General features: G+C 68.4%; 15 protein-coding genes. 5 read left to right on the plus strand and 10 right to left on the minus strand.

From position 1 onward, the window contains the following. Nucleotides 1–174: 174 nt before the first annotated feature. The 4 genes from C5E06_RS00205 (at nt 175) to C5E06_RS00220 (ending at nt 5,097) form a co-directional block, all read left to right on the plus strand. Nucleotides 175–1,635, plus strand: coding sequence for an APC family permease (locus tag C5E06_RS00205; RefSeq protein ID WP_258067446.1), 1,461 nt, complete (start codon nt 175–177; stop codon nt 1,633–1,635). Between the two features lie 43 nt (nt 1,636–1,678). Further along, complete coding sequence (locus tag C5E06_RS00210) at nt 1,679–3,112, plus strand: FAD-binding oxidoreductase (protein ID WP_104305602.1); 1,434 nt, start codon at nt 1,679–1,681, stop codon at nt 3,110–3,112. Then, nucleotides 3,109–3,522 carry a cupin domain-containing protein gene (locus C5E06_RS00215; RefSeq protein WP_258067447.1) on the plus strand — a complete coding sequence of 138 codons (414 nt, stop codon included), beginning with the start codon at nt 3,109–3,111 and terminating at the stop codon, nt 3,520–3,522. The genes C5E06_RS00210 and C5E06_RS00215 overlap by 4 nt, the downstream gene beginning before the upstream one ends. A gap of 879 nt (nt 3,523–4,401) precedes the next feature. After that, nucleotides 4,402–5,097, plus strand: coding sequence for a hypothetical protein (locus tag C5E06_RS00220; protein ID WP_146081260.1), 696 nt, complete (start codon nt 4,402–4,404; stop codon nt 5,095–5,097). Nucleotides 5,098–5,187: 90 nt separating this feature from the next. On the opposite strand, the gene C5E06_RS00225 is transcribed toward C5E06_RS00220, so the two are convergent. The 7 genes from C5E06_RS00225 to C5E06_RS00255 form a co-directional block, all read right to left on the minus strand. Beyond that, nucleotides 5,188–6,252, minus strand: coding sequence for a hypothetical protein (locus tag C5E06_RS00225; RefSeq protein WP_104305604.1), 1,065 nt, complete (start codon nt 6,250–6,252; stop codon nt 5,188–5,190). 61 nt (nt 6,253–6,313) lie between these two features. Then, nucleotides 6,314–6,658, minus strand: coding sequence for a hypothetical protein (locus C5E06_RS00230; RefSeq protein ID WP_104305605.1), 345 nt, complete (start codon nt 6,656–6,658; stop codon nt 6,314–6,316). Then, nucleotides 6,655–7,842, minus strand: a complete 1,188-nt coding sequence (locus C5E06_RS00235; protein ID WP_104305606.1) for an ATP/GTP-binding protein — start codon at nt 7,840–7,842, stop codon at nt 6,655–6,657. Before C5E06_RS00235 ends, C5E06_RS00230 begins: the two co-directional genes overlap by 4 nt. 70 nt (nt 7,843–7,912) lie before the next feature. Beyond that, the gene (locus tag C5E06_RS00240; RefSeq protein WP_104305607.1) at nt 7,913–9,349 is read right to left on the minus strand and encodes a DUF2130 domain-containing protein; all 1,437 of its coding nucleotides are present in this window, start codon (nt 9,347–9,349) and stop codon (nt 7,913–7,915) included. 126 nt (nt 9,350–9,475) lie between these two features. Beyond that, on the minus strand, nt 9,476–9,751 hold the full coding sequence (locus tag C5E06_RS00245; protein ID WP_104244723.1) for a DUF1905 domain-containing protein: 276 nt from the start codon (nt 9,749–9,751) through the stop codon (nt 9,476–9,478). 23 nt (nt 9,752–9,774) lie between these two features. Continuing rightward, a complete protein-coding gene (locus C5E06_RS00250) occupies nt 9,775–10,374 on the minus strand; it encodes an NAD(P)H-dependent oxidoreductase (protein WP_104305608.1) in 600 nt (199 codons plus the stop codon). 34 nt (nt 10,375–10,408) lie between these two features. Beyond that, entirely contained in the window at nt 10,409–11,398 is a 990-nt protein-coding gene (locus C5E06_RS00255) for a YafY family protein (RefSeq protein ID WP_104305609.1), read from the minus strand. A gap of 110 nt (nt 11,399–11,508) precedes the next feature. On the opposite strand from C5E06_RS00255, the gene C5E06_RS00260 reads away from it, so the two are divergent. Beyond that, nucleotides 11,509–11,970, plus strand: a complete 462-nt coding sequence (locus tag C5E06_RS00260; RefSeq protein ID WP_104305610.1) for a VOC family protein — start codon at nt 11,509–11,511, stop codon at nt 11,968–11,970. 28 nt (nt 11,971–11,998) lie between these two features. Here C5E06_RS00260 and C5E06_RS00265 read toward each other — a convergent pair whose 3' ends face one another. The 3 genes from C5E06_RS00265 to C5E06_RS00275 form a co-directional block, all read right to left on the minus strand. Further along, nucleotides 11,999–12,661: a hypothetical protein gene (locus C5E06_RS00265; RefSeq protein WP_146081261.1), complete on the minus strand. Its 663-nt coding sequence runs from the start codon at nt 12,659–12,661 to the stop codon at nt 11,999–12,001. 137 nt (nt 12,662–12,798) lie between these two features. Continuing rightward, on the minus strand, nt 12,799–13,464 hold the full coding sequence (locus C5E06_RS00270) for a VOC family protein (protein ID WP_104305612.1): 666 nt from the start codon (nt 13,462–13,464) through the stop codon (nt 12,799–12,801). Between the two features lie 28 nt (nt 13,465–13,492). Continuing rightward, nucleotides 13,493–13,951: an Lrp/AsnC family transcriptional regulator gene (locus C5E06_RS00275; RefSeq protein ID WP_104244735.1), complete on the minus strand. Its 459-nt coding sequence runs from the start codon at nt 13,949–13,951 to the stop codon at nt 13,493–13,495. Nucleotides 13,952–13,996: the final 45 nt, after the last annotated feature.

Below are 13,996 nucleotides of genomic sequence, written 5' to 3' on the forward strand. Positions count from 1 at the left end.
CGATCCCCTTCACCCTACGGCGTTGCATTCTCACGAACAAGCAGTTATGTTTCGCAAGAGTTACGTTTTCAGCAACTTGAGCGCCTATATCTTGCGCCGACGAAGAAGTCGGGGCCAGAGTGGGCGCAGTGCGACGGCGAGAGCATCGCCGCCCCCGAATCGATGGAGTCACGCATGTCGACAGAACAGATCCCCGCCGCGGTCCAAGCGGAACACCTTCCCAAGCGGATGCGCTGGTTCGACGGCTTCGCCATGGCGATGACCATGCCGGCCGCACTGATCGCCACGCTCGGCGCATCCATCGCCGGCCTCGGCGGCTGGGGTGCCGCCGTGCTGTGGGCCATCTCGATGCTGCTCGCGATGGGGGTCAACTGGATCTACACGGAGTTGGCGACGATGTTCCCCGACTCGTCCGGCGGTATCGCGCACTACGCCGCGGAGGCCTGGAAGAAGCGCGCGCCCTGGGTCGCACCGCTCGCCGGCGTCGGCTACTGGCTGCCGTGGGGCACGAACCTCGCCACCTACGGCGCCGTAACGGGCTCCCTCGTCATGGCCCAGTGGTTCCCCGACCAGGACTGGGTGCTGCAGCTCGGCCCGGTCTCGATCACGTTCCCCGTCATGGTGGGGCTCATCGTGATCGGCGTCATGTACCTGATCAACGTCATCGGCGTGCGCGTGACGATGACCTTCGTCTACGTGACCGCGGCGATCCTCATGATCCCGCTCTTCGTCTTCATCGTGTTCCCGCTGTTCCAGTCCGACTGGGCGCCCATGGATCTCACGTGGAACCTGCACGGCATCGAGGGCCTCCACACGGCCATCGTGTGGCTGTACATCATGGCCTGGACGACCTTCGGCATCGAAGTGTGCGCCACCTTCGCACCCGAGTACCGCGACTCCGTGAAGGACACGACGCGCGCGATCAAGGCATCCGTCCTCTTCTGCCTCGGCGTGTTCTTCCTCGTGCCGCTCACCCTCGGCGGGTACGCCGGTGAGGCCGCCATCGCCGAAGACCCGGCCACGTTCTTCATCGCGAGCTTCGCCGACCTGGTGGGCGGCGCGTCCGACTTCATGGTCGTGTGCCTCATCGCCTCGCTGCTGCTCATCATGACCACGTCGGTGGCGGATGCGTCGCGCGTTCTCTTCAACATGGGCAAGGAGGGCGTGACGGTCCGCGGCTTGGGTGTCCTCAACAAGCGCGGCGTGCCGCTCCGCTCGCTCAACGTGATGCTCGTCATGAACGTCGTCATCCTCGTGGTGCTGCAGAACCCGCTCGCGATCATCGTCACGGGCAACCTCGGCTACATCCTCACGCACCTGCTCGCCGTCTCCGGCTTCTTCCTGCTTCGCAAGGACCGGCCCGACGCGGAGAGGCCCATCAAGCTTCCCCGGTTCTTCGTCCCGCTTTCGATCGTCCTGTCCGTGATCCTCGCCATCATCCTGGTCGTGGGGGCAACAGGCTTCTCGGTCACCGGCTACGGCGGTTTCCTCGAGCTCGGCATCGCTCTCGGTCTGCTGGCGCTCGGTGTTGTCATCTGGGTCTTCGTGCAGCGGGGGACGGATCGTCGAGAGCTTCCATCAACACCCGACAGTGCGTCCACCCAAACGGTAGGTACGCAGGGTAGACACGAATAGGCACCAGCAGACAGATGGCCATCACCCCCAAACGGAGGACACCATGACCACGTTCGATCGAGCAGAAGCCGAGATCAGCGAGGAACGCGTCGCAGCATCCCTCGCCGGTGCGAAGGCGACGACCTACTGGCTCGACGACCCGGGCCGCCCGGAGGCCCTGCCCCCGCTGCGCGGCAACCACACGGCCGATCTCGTGATCGTGGGTGGCGGATACACGGGACTGTGGACCGCCCTGCTGGCGAAGGAGCGCGACCCGAAGCGAAAGGTCGTGCTCCTGGAAGGACAGCGGGTCGGCTGGGCGGCATCCGGTCGCAACGGCGGATTCTGCGAGGCGAGCCTCACGCACGGCGCTTCGAACGGCAAGGACCGCCTGCCGCATGAGTTCGCGAAGCTGCAGGCGCTCGGCCTCGAGAACCTGCGCGAGATCGGCGACACCGTCAAGCGGTACAGCATGGACTGCGACTACGAGGAGACCGGGGTGCTGCGCGTCGCCACCGAGCCCCACCAGGTCACGGAACTCGAGGACGAGGCCGTCGGAGATTCGGGCGTCGAGTTCTTCGACCGGCAGCAGGTGCAAGCCGAAGCTGCGTCGCCCCTCTACCTGGCGGGAGCCTACGAACGCGAGGGCACGTCGCTCGTGAACCCCGCGAAGCTCGTGTGGGAGCTGCGGCGCGTGGTGCTCGACATGGGCGTCGCGATCTTCGAGAACACCCCGGTCCGTTCGCTCGACGCCGACGGGGGCGGGGTCACGGTCGGGACCGACGAAGGCAGCGTCTACGCGCAGCGCGTGGCCCTCGGCACGAACGCGTTCCCCGCGCTCATCAAGCGCGACCGCTTCTACACGGTCCCCGTCTACGACTACGTGCTCATGACGAACCCGATGAGCGACGAGCAGCTCGAGTCGATCGGCTGGAAGCGGCGCCAGGGCATCACCGACCTCAACAACCGCTTCCACTACTCGCGACTGGTGACGGATGCGGATGGCCGCACGCGCATCCTCTACGGCGGGTACGACGCCGTGTACAACTACGGCGGGCGCATCAAGAAGGAGTACGACCAGCGCCCCGAGACGTTCGAGAAGCTCGCGGCGCACTTCATCGCCACCTACCCGCAGCTGGAGGGGCTCGGCTTCTCCCACAAGTGGGGCGGCGTGATCGACACGTGCACGCGCTTCTTCTCGTTCTTCGACACCGAGTACGACGGCTGCGTCGCGCATGCCGCCGGTTTCACCGGCCTCGGCGTCGGCGCGACCAGGTACGCGGCGAACGTGCTCCTCGACCTGCTGAGCGGCGAGGAGACCGAGCGCACGCGCATGGACTTCGTGAAGAAGAAGCCGCTGCCGTTCCCGCCGGAGCCGTTCGCGTCGTTCGGTGCGAAGGTGTCGCTCGCCGAGATGGCGCGCGCCGACCGCAACGAAGGCAAGCGCGGACTGTGGCTGAAGACGATGGATGCAGTCGGGCTTGGGTTCGACTCGTGAGCGGCGACGGTGCTCGTGAGGCGGATGCCGAGGCCGGTGCCGCGGACGTGAGCGGGATGCTCCCCGGTTCGGTCGTGCACGCGCGGGGTGCATCCCTGTCGCACGACCCCGTCGAGGGCTGGCAGAAGGTGAGCGGCGAGCCGACGACCGCCGCCCTCGACCTTGGTGCCTTCGCGGGCGCGGAGTTCGGGCTGTGGGAGATGTCTGCCGGGTCGATGCTCGACGTCGAGGCCGACGAGGTGTTCCTTGTCATCAGCGGCACGGCGACGGTCGAGTTCCTCGAGCCGGAACTGCCCTCGATCGACCTCGAACCCGGCTCCATCGTGCGACTCGGTGAAGGGATGCGCACCCGGTGGACCGTCACCGGCGCGCCCCTGCGCAAGCTGTACCTCGTGGAGAGCGGCAGCTAGCGGCGGCGGCCGTCGCCGCTTCCGCCGCCCTTGCCGCCGCTGCGGCTGCCGCTGCCGGGGCCGTGATGGCTTTCGGTGACCGTGATGGGTTTTTACCCATCACCGGTCGCCGAAACCCATCACGTGCATCCGAGAAACCCATCAGCGTCGCGAAAATCCCGCACGGACCTTTCTGGGCCGGCACCGAGTCACCGAGCCGCGGGACGAGGCACCGGCCCCGCGCCTCCCTTTGTCCCGGGCCGTGCCTGCCGCTGACGCCGGGGTCGTGATGGCTTTCGGCGACCGTGATGGGTTTTTACCCATCACCGGTCGCCAGAACCCATCACGTGCATCCGAGAAACCCATCAGCGTCGCGAAAACCCCGCACGAGCCTTTCCTGAGCCGGCACCGAGCCACCGAGCCACCGAGCCACGGAGTCACCGAACCACCAAGCCGCCGAGCCGCCGAGCCGCCGGGGACGGGGACACCGGGGACCGGGGACCGGGGCACCGCGCCCGCGCCCGCGCCCGCGCCCGCGCCCGCGCCACCGGCGCACCGGTGCGACGCGGGCGGTATCCCGGCTGTGGATAACGCGGAGGAGACGGCGCGCGTCCGTACTCTGGCCGCATGTCTGGACCCGAGAATCTGCCGGATGGCGCCGCAGCCGGTCCCTTCAGCGTCGGGGACGGGCGTCGCGCGGGACTGACGGCGGGCCAGCTGAACTCAGCGGAGTTCACGAGCCCGCACCGAGGCGTTCGGATGCGCGGGATCGCAACCACGCCCCTCGAGATCGCGCAGGCGTTCGTGCCGCGCCTCAGGGAACGGAGTGTTCTTGGCGGCGTGACCGCTGCCCGCGTCTGGGGTCTCCCCGTCCCGCGTCGCCTCGACGGGGACTCCACGGTGCACGTCCTCGTCCCGGCGGGCCGGAACCGGCCGGCGGGGCGCGGAATCCGGTCGCGAAGCATCCATGAACGGTTGTGGGATGCCCGCGATCTGCATGGCACGCCGGTCGCCTCGCCGGCGCTGACCTGGGCGACGGCCGCGAGACGTCTCGAGGTCTCCGAGCTGGTCGTGCTCGGCGATGCACTCGTCGCGACCTCCACGAACTACGAGCGGCTGGTCCGGCCGGACGTCACGCCCGACGGCGCGCGGGCAGCCCCAGCGCTTGCTTCACTCGAAGAGCTGGCGGGCATCGCGAATGCCTGGGGCAATCGCGAGGGGGGAGCGTCGCTGAGGGTCGCCGCCGCGCGGATTCGTCTCGGAGTGGAATCGCCGATGGAGACCTGGACCCGGCTGGTGATCGTCGCCGCCGGCCTGCCGGAGCCGGAAGTCGGCGTCGAAGTGTGGAATGGTCCGGAGTTCGTGGGACGGGTCGACCTCGCCTATCGGGCGCAGAGAATCGCCATCGAATATGAGGGTGACCATCATCGGACCGACAAGCGACAGTGGCGGAAGGACATCGGGCGCGTCAACCGACTGCAGGAAATCGACTGGTTTGCCATCAGGGCCACCGCGGCGCAGCTCTGGCCGACGCCGACACGCTTCGTGGACCAGGTGCGCGCCGCGCTGCAGAGAGCTGAGGCGCGTGGTGCGTAGCGGGCTGCGGCTCCGCCCGGCGCCAGCGGGCACGACGTCGAAGCTGGACCTGGTGAAAGCCCTCAGCCCTCACCCCTCAGCCCTCAGCCCTCAGCCCTTCCGGCCGACCATCACCGACCGCGGCGAGTAGTCCTGGCCTCTCCAGTACAGCATCACGCGCTGACGGCCGATTCTGTACTCGTCGCGGCTTCGCTCGTCTTCGTCCGGAGGGAGGGCCTCCTTCGGGGCACCGAGGTGCTCGAGGACTCCTTCGCGCGTGAACGGGGAGAGCCCCGTGATCAGGTACGACGTGCGCGGGTAGTTGGCTTCCGGGGCGTTCCGGTGCGGGTGGAAGACGAGCTCGACGCATCTCACCGCGCCGCCCCTCATGCCCACGATGAGGGAACGATCGGTGCTCCGGTAGGCGCACTGGTACGCGCCCGAGCGGTTGATCTCGATCGGTCCGTCGATGAGCCGGAGCAGCGCGAGAGCTGCGGGATCCTCGATCTTCTTGCCAAGCGCGGCCGCCGCAAGCGTGAGGTCTCCGGCCACCGTGCGCTTCGCGTCGCCGTTGACGCGCATCGTCGGCGGCGTGGATGCCGTTGGGCCGAGCGCGTCGACGAGCGCGGTGAGGCGAGCGACTTCCCGGGCATCGTCGTCGGCCTCGGAATCCTGCGCGGCTTGCTCGCGGCGCAGCGCGGCTGCTCGTGCTTCCTCGCGGTGCCGCGCGAACCGCGACGCCTCGGCGGTCTCTCCTGCCGCCGCGAGCTGCGCTTCGACGATGCGGTGTCCGTTGAGGAGCGAGAGGGCTCGCTCGCTGACGAGCAGCATCCCATCTCGCTGGGCGAAGTCGTCGTCCCTGTCCGGACGGCCGGTGGGCGCGAGCCGCTCCCAGCCCTCCGGGAGCGCGCCAGCGTACGAGACGAACTCCGGCGACTTCGTGACGGTCGCCGTGCGCAGCTCGAACCCAGTGAGGTCCGAGGCGCGCAACGCGTCGGCGAGTGCGCCGGTGACGACGAAGTCCGGGAGCACGCTGACGAGCTCATCCCCGAGCCAGCCCGCGAACTCGCAGCGCAGCGGGTCCGCCTGCGAGCGCGCGCCATTCGCGTCGTGCAGCCATTCGGCTCCGGCGCCGACGGTTCCGGTCGCTTCGGGTTCCAAAGCGTGGTGCTGCATCGTGGCTCCTTCTTCCCGAGTGCTTCTCGAGTTCAGCTTCGGTCGCTCGCGGCGAGCGCGGTCATGCGCGGGGCGGGGCGGGCAGGTCCCAGATGTCGGCGAACCTGGCCGCGATCACGGGCTGCGTCCAGATCAGCGACAGTCCGGTCGCTGCGGAGGAGATGTTGTCCAGTTCAGGGGCGAAGACCACGAACTCGTGGGAGATGGGGCGGCCGGCGCGGTCAGTGCGTCCTTCGGGATCGGGGAAGCGCAGCGCCGCCCGGTCGTCCCCGAGATGCCAGAGCTCGGAGTCGTCGCCGAGGCTCGAGAACGCCTTGTCGTACTCGGGCAGGGGGTCGGCGTAGCCGCCGTCGAGGAGGAAGCGATGCCCCCAGGTGCGGCCCCTTGTGGCCCAGATGAGCTTCACTTCTTGCTCCGAAGGAGAATGCCCTTGCGTTCGGCGTCTTCGAGGTCGAGCTTGAAGCGCGTGAGCATCGCCGTGAGGTAGTCGCGCTTGGCGAGCGCCTCCGCGTTCACTGCCTTGAGCTTGTCGCCCGCGAGCGAGGCTCCGCGTTCGATCGCATCCTTCGAGACGAAGGATGCGGCGAGCCCGGCGAGCAGGCCGAGCGGTCCCGGCAGCTTGACCTTCTTGATGACGAACAGGGCCCCCATCGCCGCGACGCCGGCCACATCGCCGGCCTTGCCGAAGATCTTCTCGGCCACCTTGCCGCCGTCGTGCAGCGTCTTGGCCCACTTGACGTGGCGCTCGAAGGGGAGGATCGCGGCCAGAGGGAGGACGGCGTCGACTCCGACGCGCTGGGTCACTTCGATCTTGCCTGGCTCGAACTTCGCGGAGGAGAGCAGGATGAAGTCCTCGGCGAACGACATCGCCTCGGGTGCTTCCACGAAGCCGCGCAGCTCCTGGCGCAGCTGGTCGAGCTCGTCGCTGACCTTCTCGACGAGGAGCGCCTTGAACCTGTGCGCATCCATACCGGGAAGCAGGTCGGACTTGGACAGCGCCAGCACCCAGATGCGCGGGAACTGCGTCAGGGGCTTCCCGTCCTTGAGGAGCTCGGGCTTGAGGCGGAGCAGCTCGGAGCGGATGTTGGTGAGGAGCGACTTCAGGTACAGCTCCTCAGAGCCCTCGTTCTCGAGGAGCAGCTGCCCGTCGACGAGCAGCAGCGCGACGTCCGAGCTGAGCAGCGCCGTGAAGGTCTCCACTCGCCGACGGGTCTCCTCGGCGCCCACCGCGGACTCCTCGAACCACTCGCCCGGGTAGTCGTGCCAGACGAGGCGCAGCGCGTCGAACGGCTTCGACTGCTTCGCCTGCTGCTGGGACCAGGCCTTCGGCCGAACCATGAACGAGTAGGCGGTGTGCGAGAAGCGAGTGGATGCGGGCACCTTCGCTGCGTTCTTCATGCCGAGGTAGCTCTGGTACAGCTTGTCGCTCTGCCCCGTGTCGTCGGCGACGACCTCGTACAGGTTGTCCTTCGCGAACTGCGGCTCCTGCGTCGGGCCGTAGAACGAGGAGACGAGCACCGTCTTCCCGCTTCCGCTGCCGCCGAAGACAGCGATGTGCTGCTCTCGCGTCCTGCTCTTCGCTGATGCCATGGGCGCGTCTCCTGCGGGTCGGGGGCGGGTTTCCGCGGGTCTCGCGGAAGTGGTGCGCGGAGCGTCGAGCCTAGGCGTTCGCCTCTGCGGCGTCCTGGGAACTGTCGCCGTCGCCGTCGCCGCCGCCCAGCTCCGCGAACTTCTGCGTCATCGTCGGGTTGCCGCGCGTGAGCTTCTTGATGGTGACGTCCTGCGCCTTGTCGTTCGCGAGGCGCAGGTTGCGTTCGGAGCCGAGGAGCGCGTCCTTCACCTTCTGGAGCCGGGCGATGGCCTTGTCGATTTCGTCGATCGCCTCCCCGAAACGGCGGGATGCGAGCTCGTAGTTGCGGCCGAAGGCATGCTGGAACTCGTCGAGTCGCTCCTCGAAGTTCGTGACGTCGACGTTCTGCGCCTTCACCGACGCCAGCTCCGCCTTGTACTTCAGGGCGCCAGTGGCCGCCGTGCGCAGGAGGCTGATGAGGGGGATGAAGAACTGCGGCCGAACGACGTACATCTTCGGGTAGCGGTGGGAGACGTCGACGATGCCCGTGTTGTAGAGCTCGCTGTCCGGCTCGAGAAGGGAGACGAGGACGGCGTACTCGCAGCCCTTCTCGGTGCGGTCCTTGTCGAGCTCCTTGAGGAAGTCCTCGTTGCGCTTCTTCGTGGCGGTGCCGTCTGCCTCGTTCTTCATCTCGAACATGATCGACACGATCTCCGTGCCGTCGGTGTCGGAGTCGCGGAAGATGTAGTCGCCCTTGCTGCCGCTGCGAGCGTCGTTGTCCTTCTCGAAGTACGCGTTCGGGAAGGCGGTGGCGCGGAGCTGGTTGAAGAGCGTCTCGCAGTGCTGCTCGAGGGTCTCCCCGAGCATCTTCGTGGACAGGCGTGCCTTCATGTCCTTGAGGCGCTCGATGGCGTCGTCGCGGTCGCGCAGCTGCGTCTCGTACTTGTCCTTGAGGGAGTTCTCGACGAGCTGGCGTTCGAGCTCCGCCCGCTGCAGGCCGTTCTTCAACTCGTCGCGTTCCTTCTCGACGCGTCCCACGGCTTCGTTCACGGCCAGCTTCTTCTGCGTCTCGAGCGCGCCGAGCTTCGCCTTCAGCTCCTGGATCTCGGTCTCCTTGGCGGATGCGGCCTGCTGCAGTTCGCTGGCACGCCGCGCCTCCGCGAGCTGCTCTGCGGCCTCGCGCTCGTGTCGTGCCGTCGCGAGTTCGTTCGCGAGCGTGTCGCGCTCCTTCTCGATCTTCTGCAGCGCTTCGGCGATCGCCAGCTTCTGCGAGACCTCACCCGCCTCAAGCTTCGCCTTCAGCTCCTGCAGCTCGGCGTTCTTCTTCGCAGCGGCCGCCTCGAACTCCTGCACGACCCTCGACTCGGCCAGTTCGATCTCGGCGCGCTTCGCCTGCTCGGCGAGCTCGAGCCGCTCGTGGAGGTCCTTCTCGAATTCGCCGTCGCGGACCTGCTTCGCGATATCCGCGTATCCGGCCTCGTCGACCTTGAACGCCTTGTGGCAGTGGGGGCAGGTGATCTCGTGCACGTCAGTTCTCCTTGCAGTGCGTCATCGGCGATGCTCCGTGTGGTCATCGTAAAGTGCACAGGCCTCGGGATGCTCGTCGGTATCGTCATCGGCGCCGCCTACCAGGCGAGATCGAAGTAGCGGGGCCTACTTCGCCGCGAGGTGCCCGATCACCACGTCGACGCGGTCGCCGACGTCCTTCTTGAGTTTCTTCCTGAGCGCCGCGCTCACCGAGATGAAGTGGTCGCCCTGCCCGGTCGGCATGAGCGCGGAGGTCACGGCCACCCCGTCGACGGTCGTGTCGGCCTTCACCGACTTGCCGGTGCCGAAGAACTCCTTGGAGCCGGGCACCTCGATGACGGACCACGAGGGCATCCATTCCGGGTTCACGATTTCACCACTGAAGACGAGCTTGTCGGTCATGGGGTGAGCGTAGCCCGCTCGTGTCAGACCTTGCTCGGTGCTCCGACCGCCGCGGCTACCGTTGCGACGGCGGCCTCGAGGCCCAGCTTCACCGAAGCCGCATCCTCCGACTCGCGGATAAACGCCTTCGCCCCGCGCGGCATGCCGCAGTAGTCGAAGACACCGTGCTCGATCTGCGTGCTGAACGACTCCTCGTAGCCGTGCCGCGCGAAGGACGCCTCCGAGAAGCCGGAGACCGGCAGCAGATGCGCCGTCAGGTGCCCGAGCTTGCCCAGCACGCGGCCGTCGTCGCCCAGCTCGAAAGCCCACCCCGTGATGAAGACGCGGTCGATCCACCCCTTCAGCAGCGCCGGCATCGACCACCAGAAGACGGGGAACACAAGGACGACATCGCTCGCGCGGTCGAGTCGCGCCTGCTCGGCGAGCACGTCCGGACCTGTGATCGCCCCGCCCTTGTAATCTGCGCGGTCGCGCGCGGTGAACCGCGGGTCGAAGCCCTCCTGCGCGAGGTGCGCGAGCTCCACCTCCACGCCGTCTGCTTCGAGGCGTTCGCGCAGATGCAGCGCCGCGGCGTGGGTCAGGGAATCTTCGTCGGGATGCGCGGTCACGATGAGCGTAGGCATCCGATCATTCTCGGGGTCCCACCTCCGACCACGCTCAGGGACGCCGGCTCGCCGCTGCAAGGCGCTCAGCGAGAGCCGTGGACGCTTCGACGAGCTGCTGCGGGCCGAGCACCGTGAAGTCGGCGTCGAACCTCGTGATCGACGCGAGGACGCCGGTCCACGACCACGAGCCGAGCAGCAGCCGACAGGAGGAGTCGTCGACTTCGGTGACCACCGCATCCGGCAACCACTTCGCGGCTTCGCGCGCTGGAGCGTGGAGGAGCAGGTCGCCCGTGCACGGCCACCGGTCTTCCGCGCTCGAGCCTGTGAACCGCGCCGCGAGGAAGGCGGCGGCGTCGCCGCTCGGCAGCTGCCGCTCCTCGAAGTGGGCGCCCAGCTGGCTCCGCGGCACGATCCGGTCCACTCGGTAGACGCGCCACTCACTCCGGTCGAGGTTCCAGGCGACGAGGTACCAGCGCCCGTTCCGTGCGAGCACCGTGTGCGGTTCGACCCGCCGAGGGGGCGTCGGGGTCGCCGCGTCGACGGCGGCGTGCGACGAGCCGCCCGCATAGTCGAACCGCAGCACGCGGTGCTCCTGGGCCGCTCGGCTCACGAGCTCGAGCACGTCTGGGTCGACGAGCTCCCCGGACCGCGCGCCGGCCGACCCCGTGAAGCGGATGCCATCGACCCGGTGCCGCAACCTCGACGGCATGACCTGTCGCACCGTCTCCAAGGCACGCGCGGCGGCATCGTCGATGTCGACCCCCAGTGCGGGCGCACCGCGCAGTGCCACCGCGATCGCGACGGCCTGCTCGTCGTCGAACCGCAGCGGTGGCAGCTCCGAGCCGGCCGCGAGGCGGTAGCCGCCCGCGGGCCCTTTCCATGCCTCGATCCGATAGTCGAGCTCGCGCAGCCGGTCGATGTCGCGGCGAACGGTGCGCGGGGTCACGTCGAGACGCTCGGCGAGCTCCAGGCCCGACCATTCTCGCCGAGTCTGCAACAGCGACAGCAGGGTGAGGATGCGCGAGGAGGTTGCCGAGGTCATGCGATCAGTGTCCCCCGAGTAGAGGACCGAACCCGTCCGCTACTGCTGTCATCCTCGCCGCAGCGGCACGAGCCGCGCACCTTCGAATCCAGTCAGGAAGCGGGAACACCATGAGCATCACCACGACGACCCACCTCAACTTCGCCGGCACCGCGCGCGAGGCGCTCGAGTTCTACGCGGGCGTCTTCGGCGGCGAGGTCTGGATCGCCACCTATGCGCAGTTCGGGATGCCCGCAGAGCTGCCGGGCGCATCCAATGTCGTGTTCGGGAGAGTGGATGCCCCCAACGGCTTCCGCGTGCTCGCCTACGACACCCTCGGCGAAGCTGCCGAGGGGCTCGCGGGCGCGGTGGGAGAGACGCGGCGGGAGCAGGGCGCCACCGTGACGACCCAGCCCTTCTTCCTCGCGGCGAGCGGGGACACGCTCGACGAGATCACCGCCTACTGGGATGCCCTGTCCGTGGGGGCCGCCGTCATCGAGCCGCTCGCCGCCTCGGCATGGTCGGCGGGCTTCGGGATGCTCCGCGACCGCTTCGGGGTGACCTGGGTGCTCGATGTCGCGGCTGCCGTCTGAGCCGCCGGACCGGGGTGTCGGCCACGGCTCACGGTGACATGTCGCCGTGGGCGACGACGCGGCAGAGCTCCACTCGCCCGTCCGGCAGGTGCCAGGCGTGCAGGCGTCTGGCACCCGCCGCCTTGAAGCCGACGGAGTAGCGGAAGCACCTCGCGCCGTCGTCGCGGACGACGTCGTGGGCGTGCGCGCCATTGCCGCTGCGCAGCGGATGCGCGCCCCTCGAGTGCAGGTGCCGACCGCGTCCGGTCACGACGTCGACGGCCGCACGCCACACTTTCGCCTGGAGCTGCGGCGCGAGTGATCTGACCGAGGCGGCGAAGGCGGGGCCTACGAGGTACTCGCCGAGCGGATGCGCGGCCCGGTCGAACGCGGAGGAGTTCTGCAGCCAGCTGACGTGGATCTGGTGGCGAGCCCATTCCTCCTGGTCGGCGAAGTCGATGCTCGGCACGCCCTCATCCCGGGCCTTCTGGAGGACTCGGAGTCGCTTCTGAACGCCCCGGAGCCGCGCCTCACTCTCGTGGAGTCTCTCGGCGAGGTCGCTGTTCTCCCGGCGGAGTGCGCGCAGCTCTTGGAGGAGCTGCGCGTCGGTCCTGGCGTGCGCGAGCCTTCGTGGCTCGACCTGCTCGCCCGCCTCCACGAGCCGGAGCGTGCCCATCGACATCACTGCTGAGGGTTTGGGTTGCGCGGACATCGGGACTCCTCACCTCGCTGGTACCTGGCGTATTCGGGCCAAGCTATGCGGGCGTCGTCAGCTGCGAAACGGTCGCTGACTCGGGGCGTCTCGGGTCTGAACTTTCCGTCGCACTGCGCTGCGGTGGCGGATGCGCGCTACTCGGGCTTCCATGGGCTGTCGTCGCGCCACGGGGCGACGTCGACTTCGTTGCCCTCCGGGTCGGCGAGCGTCCAGTGCTCCGGGGCGTTGGTTTCGTCGACGATGCGCCCGCCGGCGGCGAGCGCCGCTGCGACGCGAGCGTCAGCCTGGTCGCGTGGAACGTACACGTCGACGTGCATCGTGTTCCGCTCGGCGCGGGGCGCGTCGATCTGCTGCAGCCAGACGTTCGGTCCGACGGCGATCGGGTCGGCGAGGTCTTCGCCACCGCGCCGCTCGTACGCGAGGACTGCTTCCCAGAAGGGGAGCGCGGCATCGACGTCGACGACGTCGATCGCGATCTGGATGCTCTGCACGGCGCCCGTGCTCGCCTCGATGCCCAGCCCGCGGGCGATCTCGGAGATGCGCGCGGCGAGGGCGGTGTCTCGTTCGCTGATATCGCCCACGTCGTGGCTGATGAGGCGCACCATGACCGAGCCGTAGCGGAGGTCCACGTCGGGGTGATGGTCGGCCTCGTCGGCGGCGCGGGCGATCTCAGCAACGAACGCGGCACCTTTCGCGAAGCCGCCGGTCGTGAAGTTCGCGCGGGCACCGTCGCCCACGACCCGCCAGTCGGCGGTGCCGTCCGCTTGCCGAAATTGTCTGGGGGAGACTCGATCGCTCATGACGGCGATTCTCGCCGAAGCGGGTGGGTTATGCCGGTGAGATGTGGCGAGCGGGGAGCGGGCTGGAGTAGACGACGTTCGTCGTGATGCCCCCGAGCGTCGCCAGGCGGCCCGTGATCCGCTCGAGGTCCCGCATCGACCTGGCGAGCACCTTGATGATGAAGCAGTCCGCCCCGGTCACATGGTGGGCTTCCACGATCTCCGGCGTCGTCGCGACGAGGTCGTGGAACGGCTTGTAGTTGCCGGAGGGGTAGGCGAGTCGCACGAACGCCATGACCGTGTACCCGAGCGCCTCCGCGTCGACGGTGACCGCGTAGCCGGTGATCACGCCGGTGTCCGTGAGGCGGCGTACCCGCTCCGCCGTCGCGCTGGGCGACAACAGGACTGACCTGGCGACGTCGGCGATGCTGGCGCGACCGTCGGACTGCAGGTGCGCGAGGATCGCATGATCGGTGCCGTCGAGGCTGGACCGTTGATCGGGTGGCATGAGACCGAAACTACCGTGGAATCCGTTCCCTCGAGAGCGGAGGGC

It is taken from the genome of Pseudoclavibacter sp. RFBI5 (genome assembly GCF_002931395.1).
GTDB lineage: Bacteria > Actinomycetota > Actinomycetes > Actinomycetales > Microbacteriaceae > Pseudoclavibacter.

Excerpts from the sequence above, each read along its gene's own strand:
- C5E06_RS00210 (WP_104305602.1), top strand. The coding sequence starts at position 1,679 with ATGACCACGTTCGATCGAGCAGAAGCCGAGATCAGCGAGGAACGCGTC.
- C5E06_RS00245 (WP_104244723.1), bottom strand. The coding sequence starts at position 9,751 with ATGACCGACAAGCTCGTCTTCAGTGGTGAAATCGTGAACCCGGAATGG.
- C5E06_RS00270 (WP_104305612.1), bottom strand. The coding sequence starts at position 13,464 with ATGAGCGATCGAGTCTCCCCCAGACAATTTCGGCAAGCGGACGGCACC.
- C5E06_RS00265 (WP_146081261.1), bottom strand. The coding sequence starts at position 12,661 with ATGTCCGCGCAACCCAAACCCTCAGCAGTGATGTCGATGGGCACGCTC.
- C5E06_RS00225 (WP_104305604.1), bottom strand. The coding sequence starts at position 6,252 with ATGCAGCACCACGCTTTGGAACCCGAAGCGACCGGAACCGTCGGCGCC.
- C5E06_RS00250 (WP_104305608.1), bottom strand. The coding sequence starts at position 10,374 with ATGCCTACGCTCATCGTGACCGCGCATCCCGACGAAGATTCCCTGACC.
- C5E06_RS00260 (WP_104305610.1), top strand. The coding sequence starts at position 11,509 with ATGAGCATCACCACGACGACCCACCTCAACTTCGCCGGCACCGCGCGC.
- C5E06_RS00235 (WP_104305606.1), bottom strand. The coding sequence starts at position 7,842 with ATGGCATCAGCGAAGAGCAGGACGCGAGAGCAGCACATCGCTGTCTTC.
- C5E06_RS00255 (WP_104305609.1), bottom strand. The coding sequence starts at position 11,398 with ATGACCTCGGCAACCTCCTCGCGCATCCTCACCCTGCTGTCGCTGTTG.
- C5E06_RS00205 (WP_258067446.1), top strand. The coding sequence starts at position 175 with ATGTCGACAGAACAGATCCCCGCCGCGGTCCAAGCGGAACACCTTCCC.
- C5E06_RS00275 (WP_104244735.1), bottom strand. The coding sequence starts at position 13,951 with ATGCCACCCGATCAACGGTCCAGCCTCGACGGCACCGATCATGCGATC.